Genomic DNA, 12,338 nt, shown 5'->3' with positions numbered 1-12,338 from the left:
CCCGCCGTCCGGTACCCGCCAGGCGCCCCAGGCGGCCCGCGGAGGGCGTTCGGGCGCGTAGGTTGGTCGCTGTTGTCCCGCCCCACCGAGCGCCCCGGACCCTCCCGGAGCGCTCCCGCCGCCCACGGAGCAGCATTGGCACGCAAGATCGGCAGCCGCTACACCGTCCACCAGGTGATCGGCCGGGGCTCGGCCGGGACGGTCTGGCTGGGCGAGGGCCCGGACGGTCCGGTCGCGGTCAAGCTGCTGCGCGAGGACCTGGCCGCCGACCAGGTGCTGGTCGGCCGCTTCGTCCAGGAACGCGCCGCGCTGACCAGCCTCGACCACCCCCGGGTGGTCGGCGTGCGCGACATGGTCGTCGACGGCAGCGACCTCGCCCTGGTGATGGAGCTCGTCCAGGGCACCGACCTGCGCTCCCGGCTGGAGCGCGACGGAGCCCTGCCCCCGCAGCTCGCCGCCTCGGTCATCGCCGACGTCGCCGACGGCCTGGCCGCCGCGCACGCGGCCGGCATCGTGCACCGGGACGTCAAGCCGGAGAACGTCCTGCTCGACCTCACCGCCGCCCCCGGCCCCGGCGGCGCCCCGCGCGCCAAGCTGACCGACTTCGGCGTGGCCCGGCTGGTCGACGCCCCGCGCCGCACCCGCGCCACCCGGATCATCGGCACCCCCGACTACCTCGCCCCCGAGATCATCGAGGGCCTGGAACCGCGCGCCGCCGTCGACATCTACGCCCTCGCCACCGTGCTCTACGAGCTGCTGGCCGGCTTCACCCCGTTCGGCGGCGGCCACACCGGCGCGGTGCTGCGCCGGCACGTCACCGAGCAGGTGCCGCCGATCCCCGGCCTGCCCGACGGCCTGTGGCGGATCATCGCCGAGTGCCTGGCCAAGGCCCCCGCCTCCCGGCTGCGCGCCGCCGAGCTGGCCTCCCGGCTGCGCGAGCAGCTGCCCGCGCTGGCCGGGCTGCCGGTGCTGGCCGTCCCGCAGCAGGGCCGGGCGCCCGTCGAGGAGCAGCTGACCCCGGGCGAGGCGGTGTACGCCGAGGTGGACGCCGCGCCCGGCACCCACAAGCGCCGCCGCGGCCCGGCCGTCCCGCTGGTGCCCGGCACCGCCCCGGACTCCACCCGGGACACCCACACCAGCCTGCGCCGCCCCTCCGCGCACGAGCTGGCCTCCTACGCGGCCGAGTCGCGGGCCCAGCGCACCGCCCCGGGCGCGGCCCACCGCCGGGACCGCCGGGCGCTGCTGCGCCGCCGCCGGGTGCTGGCCGTGCTGCTGGCGGTGGTCCTGCTGCTGGCCGGCGCCGCCGCGGCCTGGACCGCCTTCGCCGCCAGCGCCCCGGACCCCGGCTCCGGCCCCCGCCCGGCCACCGTCCCCACGGCGCCACGGGCCCCGTAGCGGGCCGCCGGCAGGGCCCTTCGGAGGCCCGGGGGAGGCCCGGAGGGGGCCCGCGGGCGGGTCGTGCGCGGACCGGACGCCCCCGCGGTCGTCAGAAGCCCCCCGGGAACCATTACCCTGGGGGCGTGGCAGCCGTCGATCCTTCCGAAGAGCTCAAGAACCTCGAAACGACCATGGGGTCGATCGAGGCCGTCCTCGACCTGGACAAGATCCGGGCCGACATCGCGCGTCTGGAGGAGGAGGCAGCCGCCCCCGACCTGTGGGACGACCTCGCGAACGCGCAGAAGGTGACCAGCAGGCTCTCCTTCCTCCAGGGCGAACTGCGCAGGGTCGAGAGCCTGCGCGGCCGCATCGAAGACCTGGGCGTCCTGTTCGAGCTGGCCGAGGCCGAGGACGACGCGGACACCCGCGCCGAGGCCGAGGCCGAGCTGACGTCCGTCGCCAAGGCGGTCGAGGAGCTGGAGGTCCGCACCCTCCTGTCGGGCGAGTACGACGCCCGCGAGGCGCTGATCAACATCCGCGCCGAGGCCGGTGGCGTGGACGCCGCCGACTTCGCCGAGCAGCTGATGCGCATGTACCTGCGCTGGGCCGAGCGGCACGGGTACCCCACCGAGGTGTACGACACCTCGTACGCGGAGGAGGCCGGCATCAAGTCCGCGACCTTCACCGTCAAGGCCCCGTACGCCTACGGCACCCTCTCGGTGGAGCAGGGCACGCACCGCCTGGTCCGCATCTCCCCGTTCGACAACCAGGGCCGCCGGCAGACCTCGTTCGCCGGTGTCGAGGTGCTCCCGGTCGTCGAGCAGTCCGACCACGTCGACATCGACGAGTCGGACCTGCGGGTGGACGTCTACCGCGCCTCCGGCCCCGGCGGCCAGGGCGTCAACACCACCGACTCGGCGGTGCGCATCACGCACCTGCCGACCGGCATCGTGGTGTCCTGCCAGAACGAGCGCTCGCAGATCCAGAACAAGGCGTCCGCGATGAACGTCCTCCAGGCCAAGCTGCTGGAGCGGCGCCGCCAGGAGGAGAAGGCGGCGATGGACGCGCTCAAGGACAGCGGCAGCTCCTGGGGCAACCAGATGCGCTCCTACGTGCTGCACCCGTACCAGATGGTCAAGGACGTCCGCACCGAGTTCGAGGTCGGCAACCCGCAGGGCGTGCTGGACGGCGACATCGACGGCTTCATCGAGGCCGGCATCCGCTGGAGGAAGCAGCGCGAGACCGCCGCGCAGTAGCGGCGGCCCGTACGACGGAAGAGCGAAGGCCCCCGACCGGTTCACCGGTCGGGGGCCTTCGCGTGCACGTACGTCTCAGGCCAGCGCCTGCCGCGCGATCAGCGCCACCGCGAGCAGTCCGGCCAGCACGGCCAGCAGCATCGCGGGGGAGAGCGCGGCGAACGGGCCCTGCTGCTCCTGCAGCCGGGCCCGGGTGGCACGGCACGCGGGACAGCGGCCCTCGCTGACGCGGCCGTTGCAGTGGGCGCACACCAGATGGTCGCAGGTCATGCGATCTCCTCCTCGCTGCTACTGCAAACGCACCGGACCGGGCCTTGGTTCCTTCTCGTGCCCTGTGCGGCGGAGCGGTCGTGCCCGACCGCACCCTCCACTGTGCCAGGTTCCGGGCGTTCCGGCCCCCGGGCTGTGAGATGGCTCCCAATTTTCGGGGCATACCGGGGCATTCTCCCCCGGCCCCGCGCCCCTGTCGCGGCCGAACCTGCGGGCCGGGCGCCCGTTCGCGTATGGTCCCAAGCCGGGAGCGGCCGTTCCGCTCCCCTCGCCCGCCCCGGGCCGGGCATGCCGAGGGGCGGACCGACCCAGGACTGGCGCCGCCTAGGATGGCCTCCGTGATGCAGCCGTGATCAGATTCGACAACGTCTCCAAGACCTATCCCAAGCAGAACCGTCCCGCCCTGGACAACGTCTCGCTGGAGATCGAGAAGGGTGAGTTCGTCTTCCTGGTCGGCTCGTCCGGCTCGGGCAAGTCCACCTTCCTGCGCCTGTGCCTGCGGGAGGAGCGCCCCAGCAGCGGCGAGGTGCACGTCCTGGGCAAGGACCTCGGCAAGCTGTCCAACTGGAAGGTGCCGCACATGCGCCGCCAGCTGGGCACCGTCTTCCAGGACTTCCGCCTGCTGCCCAACAAGACGGTCGCGCAGAACGTCGCGTTCGCGCTGGAGGTCATCGGCAAGCCGAAGAGCGCCATCGGCAAGGTGGTGCCCGAGGTGCTCGACCTGGTCGGCCTCGGCGGCAAGGAGGACCGCATGCCGGGCGAGCTGTCCGGTGGTGAGCAGCAGCGCGTGGCGATCGCCCGGGCGTTCGTCAACCGCCCCATGCTGCTGATCGCGGACGAGCCCACCGGCAACCTCGACCCGCAGAACTCGGTCGGCATCATGAAGCTGCTCGACCGGATCAACCGCACCGGCACCACCGTGCTGATGGCCACCCACGACCAGGCCATCGTCGACCAGATGCGCAAGCGCGTCATCGAGCTCGACAAGGGGCTGCTGGTCCGCGACCAGGCCCGCGGCGTCTACGGGTACCAGCACTGACCGCTCGGCGCTGACCCCGTGGGCCGCCCGCCCGCCTCGCCCGACCAGCAGTACCGACCCTGGAGTTGTTGAACGCATGCGCGCCCAGTTCGTCCTGTCGGAGATCGGTGTGGGTCTCCGCCGCAACCTGACGATGACCATCGCGGTCGTCGTCAGCGTCGCGCTCTCCCTCGCCCTCGCCGGTGCCTCCCTCCTGGTCCGCGACCAGGTCAACTCGATGAAGGGGTACTGGTACGACAAGGTCGAGGTGAGCATCTACTTCTGCACCAAGGCCGACGCCCGGAACTCGCCCCAGTGCGACAAGGGCGCGGCCACCGACCAGCAGATCGCCGACATCAAGACCCAGCTCGACAAGATGGACTCGGTGGTGCAGTCCTCGACCTTCGAGAACTCCGCCGAGGCGTACAAGCACTGGAAGGAGATGAACCCGGACAACCCGCTCATCTCCGTCCTCGGCCCGGAGGCCATCCCGCAGTCCTGGCGGGTGAAGCTCAAGGACCCGACCAAGTACGACGTCATCCAGAGCGCCTTCGCCGGCAAGCCCGGCGTGAAGTCGGTCGAGGACCAGCGCAAGATCCTGGAGAACCTCTTCGGCCTGCTGAACGGCCTCCAGACGGCGGCCTTCGTCATCATGGTGCTGATGCTCTTCGTCGCCCTGCTGCTGATCGTCAACACCGTCCGGGTGTCGGCGTACAGCAGGCGGCGCGAGACCGGCATCATGCGCCTGGTCGGCGCCTCGAACTTCTACGTGCAGATGCCGTTCATCGCGGAGGCCGCGTTCTCCGCGCTGCTCGGTGCGGTGATGGCCTCCGGCCTGCTGCTCTGCGGCCACTTCTTCGTCCAGAACTGGCTCGCCGAGCGGGTGCAGTTCATCCACTTCATCGGCCTGTCCTCGGTGCTGGCGGTGATACCGCTGCTGGTCGTGGTGGGTATGGGCATGGCCGGCATCGCGGCCTTCTTCACCCTCCGCAAGTACCTCAAGGTCTGAGTCCGCGACGACCCGCACGGCCCGGCGGCCCCGGACGGCACTGCGCCGTCCGGGGCCGCCGGCGTTCCGCCGCCGCCGCTTCCGGGCTGCGGCGTTTCCGGGAGGTTCTAGACTCCGGTCCATGCCCGTCTCTCCCCGCGCGGTACGTCAGCTGGCCACCCTCAGCCTGGTGTTCGGCGTGGTCCTGCTGGCCGGGGCCGCCACCGGCGCCTGGGGCGAGCCCGGCGTGACGCCGCGTCCGCCGTCGGCCGACACCGCCCGGGCCGCCGCCGCGACCATCGGCGCCGGCCAGGACCCGGCCGGCGCCGACCTCTCCGAGCAGCAGGCCGAGCACCTGATCGGTGCCACCGGCGACCGCTGGGGCGCGTACTACAGCGCCCAGGAGTACGCCGAGTTCAGCCAGGGCCTGGACGGCCGCTACCTCGGCGTGGGCCTGTCCGTGGGCCGCGGCGAGGACGGCGTCACCACCGTCTCCCAGGTGCTGACCGCAGGGCCGGCGGCGGCCGCCGGGATCGCGGCAGGCGACCGGCTGCTGCGGATCGGCGACGACCCGGCGGACCGGCTGCCGGTCACCGAGGTGGTCGCCCGGCTGCGCGGACGCGAGGGCGCCGAGCGCCGGCCAGGCTCGGAGGTGGTCCTGGCCGTGCAGCGCCAGGACGGCGAGGAGCGCGAGGTCCGGCTGCGCCGCGCCCTGCTGGACAGCCAGCAGGTGACCGTGGAGCACCTGGCGGGCGGCGCGGTGCGGATCGCGGTGCGGGCCTTCACCTCCGGTGTGGCCGAGCAGGTGCGCGCCGCCGTGCGCGGCGCACGGGCCGGCGTGGTGCTCGACCTGCGCGGCAACTCCGGCGGGCTGGTCGACGAGGCGGCCGGCACCGCCGGAGTCTTCCTGGACGGCGGCCCGGTCGGCTCGTACCAGGACCGCGGGGGCGTCCGGGAGCTGACCGCCCCGCCCGGCGGCGACCAGCGCACCCCGCTGGTGGTGCTGGTCGACGGCGGCACGATGAGCGCCGCCGAACTGCTCACCGGCGCCCTCCAGGACCGCGGCCGGGCGGTGGTGGTGGGCGGGCGCACCTTCGGCAAGGGCACCGTCCAGCAGCCCAGCCGGCTCGCCGACGGCGCGGTGCTGGAACTGACCGTCGGCCGCTACTACACCCCGGCCGGCCGCTCCCCGGAGGGCACCGGGCTGGCCCCGGACGTCCCGGCGGACGCCTCCGAGGACGCCGCGGCGCTGGCGCTGCGGGTCCTGGCCGGTCTCGGGACGCGTGCGTAAAGGGGCTGCTCGGCACCGGGCGGAGGTGCGAGAATGACCGCGCTATGGCAAAGGAAACCGGACACAAGCTGATCGCGCAGAACAAGAAGGCGCGACACGAGTACACCATCCTCGACACCTACGAGTGCGGTCTCGTGCTCACCGGCACGGAGGTGAAGTCACTGCGCGAGGGGCGGGCCAACCTGGTCGACGGCTACGCCTACATCCAGAACCACGAGGCGTGGATCGACAACGTCTTCATCCCCGAGTACACCCAGGGGACGTGGACCAACCACGCGGCCCGGCGCAAGCGCAAGCTGCTGCTGCACAAGCTGGAGATCCGCAAGATCGAGACGAAGGTCCGGGACGCCGGCCACACCCTCGTCCCGCTCTCGCTCTACTTCAAGGACGGCCGGGTGAAGCTCGAACTGGCGCTCGCGGTCGGCAAGAAGCTGTACGACAAGCGGCAGACCCTGCGCGAGAAGCAGGACATCCGCGAGACCGCGCGCGCGGTGGCGGCCGCCCGGCGGCGCCAGCGTTAATCGGCTGGACCCTCGCTGGTCGCCTCGCGTACCATGGGGCCCAGCACCACGGACGGGAGACCGTCCGCGCTGTTTCTCAACAAAACATGGGGATGATCGGTTTCGACAGGGGATGTTGAAACAGGGGAAGCGAGCCGAGGAACGCGGCAATGATCTCGTTAACCACGTGTCGCAAAAAAATAATCGCCAACTCTAAGCGCGATTCCCAGCAGTTCGCTCTCGCTGCCTAATAAGCACCGATAGCGCTTGGGTGTCAGACCGGGGGGTTCCCGACCCGGACCCTGGCATAATCTAGGGAACTCAACCGTCCGCCCGGGCTGCGGGGGCGGACGGGAAATCAAACAGCAGCTGGGCCTGTTGGCGGCTTGTCCGTGTGACCGCCAGGGCCGAGAAAAGCACAGCGGACTGCGCTCGGAGAAGCCCTGAATTGACTCCACTGGACCCGGGTTCGATTCCCGGCATCTCCACCACCCCATGTTCACACTGTGAAGGCCGTCCACCGCGTTGCGGAGGGCGGCCTTCACGTTTCCCGCGGCCGGGGCGTAGGATCGTCCGTCCGCTCGTTTCCCGGAGCCGGATTCCGCCGCAACCACCGAGGCCATGCAGAGCAACACGGACACCAGCACCACGGACACCGCCGCCACCGACCACGAGACCGTGCGCGAGCGCGAGATCGCCGGCGAGCAGCGTCACCTCGACACCGTCTACCGGCGGCTGGAGGAGAAGCTCGCCGAGGCCGAGTACATCCTGGAGGACGCCGCCAAGCGCGTGCACGTCGGCACCCCCGGCGCGCTCGCCGAGCGCGACGCCCAGGTGTACCGGGCCGGCGCCCACCTCCAGCGGCTCAACAACGAGTTCGAGGACTTCCTGTTCGGCCGCATCGACCTCCAGCGGGCCGACGCCCCGGAGGAGCACGGCATCCCCTCCAACACCCCGCTCGACCCGGCCGACCCGGCCGTCGCCGAGACCCTGCACATCGGCAGGCTCGGGGTGCTGGACGCCGAGTACGGTCCGCTGGTGATCGACTGGCGGGCCCCGGCCGCGGCGCCGTTCTACCGTTCCACCCCGCTGGAGCCCGGCCGGGTCGTCCGGCGCCGGGTGATCCGCTCCAAGGGCCGCAAGGTGATCGGCGTCGAGGACGACCTGCTGCGTCCCGACCTCACCCCCACCCTGGACGGCGAGGAACTGGCGGTGGTCGGCGACGGCGCGCTGATGGCCTCGCTCGGCCGGGCCCGCAGCCACTCGATGCGCGACATCGTCTCCTCCATCCAGAGGGAGCAGGACGAGGTCATCCGCGCCGCCGCGGCCGGCGCCACCCTGGTCACCGGCGGCCCCGGCACCGGCAAGACCGCGGTGGCGCTGCACCGGGCGGCCTTCCTGCTCTACCAGGACCGCCGCCGCTACGCCGGGGGCATCCTGGTGGTCTCGCCGACCCCGCTGCTGGTCTCCTACACCGAGGGCGTGCTGCCCTCGCTCGGCGAGGAGGGCCAGGTCGCCATCCGCGCGGTCGGCTCGCTGGTCGACGGCATCGAGGCGGGCACCTACGACACCCCGGAGGCGGCCCGGATCAAGGGCTCGGCGCGGATGGTCCAGCTGCTGCGCCGGGCCGCCCGGGCCGCGCTGGAACTGGGCGCGCCGCAGGAGCTGAAGGTGGTCGCCCGCGGCGAGGTGCTGAGGCTGGACGCGGGCCGGCTCAAGGCGGTGCGCGGCAACGTCGTCGGCTCCGGCGGCACCCCGCTCAACCTGCTGCGCCCGCGCGCCCGCCGGCTGCTGCTGGACGCGCTCTGGCAGCAGGCCACCCGGCACCTGCCCAGGCCCGCCGACCACTACGCCCGTGAGCAGCGCCAGGAGGAGAAGGAGGCCTTCGACGAGTACGTCTCGGACGAGGCGCCGTTCCTGGACTTCCTGGACGCCTGGTGGCCCGCGGTCACCCCGCGCCGGGTGCTCGGCACCCTGAAGCAGGCCCGGCACATCAACCGGATCGCCCGCCGCGCGGTCACCCCGGAGGAGGCGAGGGTGCTGGCGGCGTCCTGGCGGCACCTGTCGGAGCGCGGCGAGGGCGCGCTGTCGGCGCACGACGTGGCGCTGGTGGACGAACTGCAGGTGCTGCTCGGCGAGCCGGCCCGCCCGAAGGTCCGCGAGGTGGACGCGGTGGACCTGCTGAGCGGCCTGGAGGAGGTCACCACCTTCGCCGACCGCTCCGCCCGGCAGCGCGAGCGGGTGCCCGTCGAGCGCGTCGAGTACGCGCACGTGATCGTCGACGAGGCGCAGGACCTCACCCCGATGCAGTGGCGGATGATCGGCCGCCGCTCCCGGATGGCCACCTGGACCATCGTCGGCGACCCGGCGCAGTCCTCCTGGCCGTTCCCGGAGGAGGCGCAGGCCGCGCTGGACGAGGTGCTGTCCGGCAAGCCGCGCCGCCGCTTCACGCTGACCGTGAACTACCGCAACCCCGCCGAGATCGCCGAGGTGGCGGCCAAGGTGCTGGCACTGGCCGCGCCCGGCACGCCGTCGCCGAGCGCGGTGCGCGAGGTGGGCGTCGAGCCGCGCTTCGCGGCCGTCACCGACCCCTCGCCGCAGGCCTTCGGCGCGGCCGCCCGGGCCGAGCTGGAGCGGCTGCTCGGCGAGGTGGACGGCACGGTGGCCGTGGTGGTGCCGATGGACCGGCGGGCCGAGGCGGCGGGCTGGGCCGAGGGGCTGGGCGAACGGGTGGTGGCGCTGGGCAGCCTGGAGGCCAAGGGCCTGGAGTACGACGCGACCGTGGTGGCCGACCCGACCGGGATCGCCGGCGAGTCGGAGGCGGGCCTGCGGGTGCTGTACGTGGCGCTGACCCGGGCGACCCAGCGGCTGACCGTGCTGTCCGGTCCGGACGACCTGCCGGACGCGGCCGGGGTGCCCGCGCTGCTGCGCGACTGACGCCGGGGCCGGGGGGCGTGCGGCCGGCCGCACGCCCCCGACCGGCCGTGACCACGGCGCGTGACCACGGCGAAGGCCCCCCACCCGGCGGGTGAGGGGCCTTCAGAAGCTACGACACCGACCCGCCATGCTCGCCTCGCGGCAAGTGGTCCCTCGAAGGGACGAAGGTTGGGCCCGGGGGCTTGGATCGAGCCGGTGTCCCGTCCAATGTAACGCATCGGGCCGTGGAGGCAAGAAGTTGTCGGGTCCGCACACTCAATGAACGTTATTTCTGACTACGCCCCGGTTGGTGCGACCATCGATGTCTAGCATGCGCAGGCGAGGGACCCCGGCGAACGGTCGACCTCGTGGACGGACGGACGGAAGAAGGAACGTCGATGGCGACGGTGCCCAGTGTCTCGAACTCGATCACGGTGCGGCTGGAGGTGCCGGCCAGAGGCAACGCCGTCAGCGCGATCACCACGGCCGTGGAGTCCTCCGGGGGCTCGGTGACCGGCCTCGACGTGACCGCCTCCGGCCTGGAGGCGCTGCGGATCGACGTGACGGTGGCCGCCTCCTCGGTGGCGCACGGCGAGGAGATCGTCGAGAAGCTGCGGGCGATCGACGGCGTCACCATCGGCAAGGTCTCGGACCGCACCTTCCTGATGCACCTCGGCGGCAAGATCGAGATGTCCTCGAAGCTGCCGATCCGCAACCGTGACGACCTCTCGATGATCTACACCCCGGGTGTCGCCCGGGTCTGCCTGGCGATCGCCGAGAACCCCGAGGACGCCCGGCGCCTCACCATCAAGCGCAACAGCGTCGCGGTGGTCACCGACGGCTCCGCCGTGCTGGGCCTGGGCAACATCGGCCCGGCCGCCGCGCTGCCGGTCATGGAGGGCAAGGCGGCCCTGTTCAAGCGCTTCGCCGGGATCGACGCCTGGCCGATCTGCCTGGACACCCAGGACACCGACGAGATCGTCGCCATCGTCAAGGCGATCGCCCCGGGCTTCGCCGGCATCAACCTGGAGGACATCTCCGCGCCGCGCTGCTTCGAGATCGAGGCCCGGCTGCGCGAGGCCCTGGACATCCCGGTCTTCCACGACGACCAGCACGGCACCGCGATCGTGGTGCTGGCGGCGCTGATGAACGCGCTCAAGGTGGTCGGCAAGGAGATCGGCGACATCCGGGTCGTGATGTCGGGCGCCGGCGCCGCCGGCACCGCGATCCTCAAGCTGCTGATGGCGGCGGGCGTCGAGCACGCCACCGTGGCGGACGTGAAGGGCGTGGTCCACGAGGGCCGCGACGACCTCAACGACAGCCTGCGCTGGATCGCCGAGCACACCAACCGCTCGGGCCGCACCGGCAGCCTCAAGGAGGCCGTGGCCGGCGCCGACGTCTTCATCGGCGTCTCGGCCCCGAACGTGCTGGACGGCGACGACCTGGCCACCATGGCCCCGGACGCGATCGTCTTCGCGCTGGCCAACCCGGACCCGGAGGTCGACCCGGCGGTGGCCCGGCAGACCGCCGCGGTGGTCGCCACCGGCCGCAGCGACTTCCCGAACCAGATCAACAACGTGCTGGTCTTCCCCGGCGTCTTCCGCGGCCTGCTGGACGCCCAGAGCCGCACCGTCAACACCGAGATGATGATCGCCGCCGCCCGGGCCCTGGCCGCCACCGTCGGTGACGAGGAGCGCAACCCGAACTACATCATCCCCAGCGTGTTCCACAAGGACGTCGCCAAGACCGTCGCCGCCGCCGTCCGGGAGGCCGCCCTGGCCGCCGCCTCGGAGGAGCCCGCCCCGTCCCGTCCGACCCCGGGCATCGTCGGCACCCTCGACACCTCCTCCTTCCCGGCCGTGCGGCTCTGACGCCGGACCGCGCCGCCGGATCCCTGCGCCGGACCCGGCGGCACGCTCCCGCGGCGGCCGGTTGCGATGTGTCGCGGATCGGTCAAATGCCCGATTAGCGGTCGTACCCGCCCGTTCCCGCCCCGAACCCTTGCGACACAAGGGCGAGGGGCGTGTTTGGGCTTGTCGGACCTAGGGCGTACGGTAGCCCTGCACGGGGCAGGCGTGTCCGACAAGTACGGAACGTCCCCCTGGTCTTCCGGCGTGTCCTCCCGACCGCCGCCCGCGCCCGGTCCGCCGGAGCCGACGGAGCGTCACACCTCCGGCGGGCGGGCGCTGTTCGGGTCGTGCTGCCGGGGCCCGATTGGCATTCTCGGGGCCGGTCGGGGCAGGATTCGTATCCGGGCAGGCAGGCGGGCCTTCGACGGCACGGCGCGCGGCACTGGGTGCGGACCCGGCCCGCGACCACGCATTGCCTGCATGAGCACAGTGTGCGGACCTGCGGCCCATCCGGGTGCCCCCGGTGGGAGCACCGATGGGCCCCCGTACACCGCAAGCGAACAGACCACAGGAGTACACATGAACCGCAGTGAGCTGGTGGCCGCGCTGTCCGAGCGCGCCGAGGTGACCCGCAAGGACGCCGACGCCGTTCTGGCCGCCTTCGCCGAGATCGTCGGCGAGGTCGTCGCCAAGGGCGACGAGAAGGTCACCATCCCCGGTTTCCTGACCTTCGAGCGCACCCACCGTGCCGCTCGCACCGCCCGCAACCCGCAGACCGGCGAGCCGATCCAGATCCCCGAGGGCTACAGCGCCAAGGTCAGCGCCGGCTCCAAGCTGAAGGAAGCCGCCAAGGGCGCCTGAACCACCCCTTG

10 protein-coding genes and 1 other RNA gene are annotated in these 12,338 nt (G+C 72.5%); 10 read left to right on the top strand and 1 reads right to left on the bottom strand.

Going from position 1 to position 12,338, the window contains the following annotated elements; all coding sequences use genetic code 11:
- Positions 1 to 135 precede the first annotated feature (135 nt).
- Positions 136 to 1,395, top strand: coding sequence for a serine/threonine-protein kinase (locus tag ACF1AK_RS25430; protein WP_391501114.1), 1,260 nt, complete (start codon positions 136 to 138; stop codon positions 1,393 to 1,395).
- Between the two features lie 125 nt (positions 1,396 to 1,520).
- A complete protein-coding gene (prfB, locus tag ACF1AK_RS25425; RefSeq protein ID WP_391501113.1) occupies positions 1,521 to 2,633 on the top strand; it encodes a peptide chain release factor 2 in 1,113 nt (370 codons plus the stop codon).
- 75 nt (positions 2,634 to 2,708) lie between these two features.
- Here prfB and ACF1AK_RS25420 read toward each other — a convergent pair whose 3' ends face one another.
- Positions 2,709 to 2,903 (bottom strand): hypothetical protein, encoded by a 195-nt coding sequence (locus ACF1AK_RS25420; protein ID WP_344325125.1) that lies wholly within the window; start codon positions 2,901 to 2,903, stop codon positions 2,709 to 2,711.
- Between the two features lie 349 nt (positions 2,904 to 3,252).
- Here ACF1AK_RS25420 and ftsE point away from each other — a divergent pair, with 349 nt between their 5' ends.
- The 8 genes from ftsE to ACF1AK_RS25380 all read left to right on the top strand — a co-directional run bounded on the left by ftsE (position 3,253) and on the right by ACF1AK_RS25380 (position 12,327).
- Positions 3,253 to 3,942 (top strand): cell division ATP-binding protein FtsE, encoded by a 690-nt coding sequence (gene ftsE, locus ACF1AK_RS25415; protein ID WP_380297594.1) that lies wholly within the window; start codon positions 3,253 to 3,255, stop codon positions 3,940 to 3,942.
- A 76-nt stretch (positions 3,943 to 4,018) separates the two neighbouring features.
- Positions 4,019 to 4,930, top strand: coding sequence for a permease-like cell division protein FtsX (gene ftsX, locus ACF1AK_RS25410; RefSeq protein WP_391501112.1), 912 nt, complete (start codon positions 4,019 to 4,021; stop codon positions 4,928 to 4,930).
- A 121-nt stretch (positions 4,931 to 5,051) separates the two neighbouring features.
- Positions 5,052 to 6,200 (top strand): S41 family peptidase, encoded by a 1,149-nt coding sequence (locus ACF1AK_RS25405; protein ID WP_391501111.1) that lies wholly within the window; start codon positions 5,052 to 5,054, stop codon positions 6,198 to 6,200.
- 44 nt (positions 6,201 to 6,244) lie between these two features.
- On the top strand, positions 6,245 to 6,721 hold the full coding sequence (gene smpB / locus ACF1AK_RS25400) for an SsrA-binding protein SmpB (RefSeq protein WP_391501110.1): 477 nt from the start codon (positions 6,245 to 6,247) through the stop codon (positions 6,719 to 6,721).
- A gap of 88 nt (positions 6,722 to 6,809) precedes the next feature.
- Positions 6,810 to 7,191: a transfer-messenger RNA gene (gene ssrA / locus ACF1AK_RS25395) on the top strand.
- 130 nt (positions 7,192 to 7,321) lie between these two features.
- Positions 7,322 to 9,637, top strand: coding sequence for a HelD family protein (locus tag ACF1AK_RS25390; RefSeq protein ID WP_391501109.1), 2,316 nt, complete (start codon positions 7,322 to 7,324; stop codon positions 9,635 to 9,637).
- A gap of 377 nt (positions 9,638 to 10,014) precedes the next feature.
- Positions 10,015 to 11,487, top strand: coding sequence for an NAD-dependent malic enzyme (locus ACF1AK_RS25385; RefSeq protein WP_391501108.1), 1,473 nt, complete (start codon positions 10,015 to 10,017; stop codon positions 11,485 to 11,487).
- A 558-nt stretch (positions 11,488 to 12,045) separates the two neighbouring features.
- The gene (locus ACF1AK_RS25380; RefSeq protein ID WP_030308200.1) at positions 12,046 to 12,327 is read left to right on the top strand and encodes an HU family DNA-binding protein; all 282 of its coding nucleotides are present in this window, start codon (positions 12,046 to 12,048) and stop codon (positions 12,325 to 12,327) included.
- The last annotated feature ends 11 nt before the right edge of the window (positions 12,328 to 12,338 follow it).

Origin of the sequence: Kitasatospora sp. NPDC015120, from assembly GCF_043080305.1 — a bacterium.
Classification (GTDB): domain Bacteria; phylum Actinomycetota; class Actinomycetes; order Streptomycetales; family Streptomycetaceae; genus Kitasatospora.
Note: the sequence above shows the minus strand (reverse complement) of the source record. Positions and strands in the feature narration are given on the sequence as shown.

Bases quoted from the DNA above. Each gene is read 5' to 3' on its own strand.
- ACF1AK_RS25420 (WP_344325125.1), bottom strand. From the start codon at position 2,903: ATGACCTGCGACCATCTGGTGTGCGCCCACTGCAACGGCCGCGTCAGC.
- ftsX (WP_391501112.1), top strand. From the start codon at position 4,019: ATGCGCGCCCAGTTCGTCCTGTCGGAGATCGGTGTGGGTCTCCGCCGC.
- ACF1AK_RS25405 (WP_391501111.1), top strand. From the start codon at position 5,052: ATGCCCGTCTCTCCCCGCGCGGTACGTCAGCTGGCCACCCTCAGCCTG.
- ACF1AK_RS25380 (WP_030308200.1), top strand. From the start codon at position 12,046: ATGAACCGCAGTGAGCTGGTGGCCGCGCTGTCCGAGCGCGCCGAGGTG.
- ACF1AK_RS25385 (WP_391501108.1), top strand. From the start codon at position 10,015: ATGGCGACGGTGCCCAGTGTCTCGAACTCGATCACGGTGCGGCTGGAG.
- ACF1AK_RS25390 (WP_391501109.1), top strand. From the start codon at position 7,322: ATGCAGAGCAACACGGACACCAGCACCACGGACACCGCCGCCACCGAC.
- smpB (WP_391501110.1), top strand. From the start codon at position 6,245: ATGGCAAAGGAAACCGGACACAAGCTGATCGCGCAGAACAAGAAGGCG.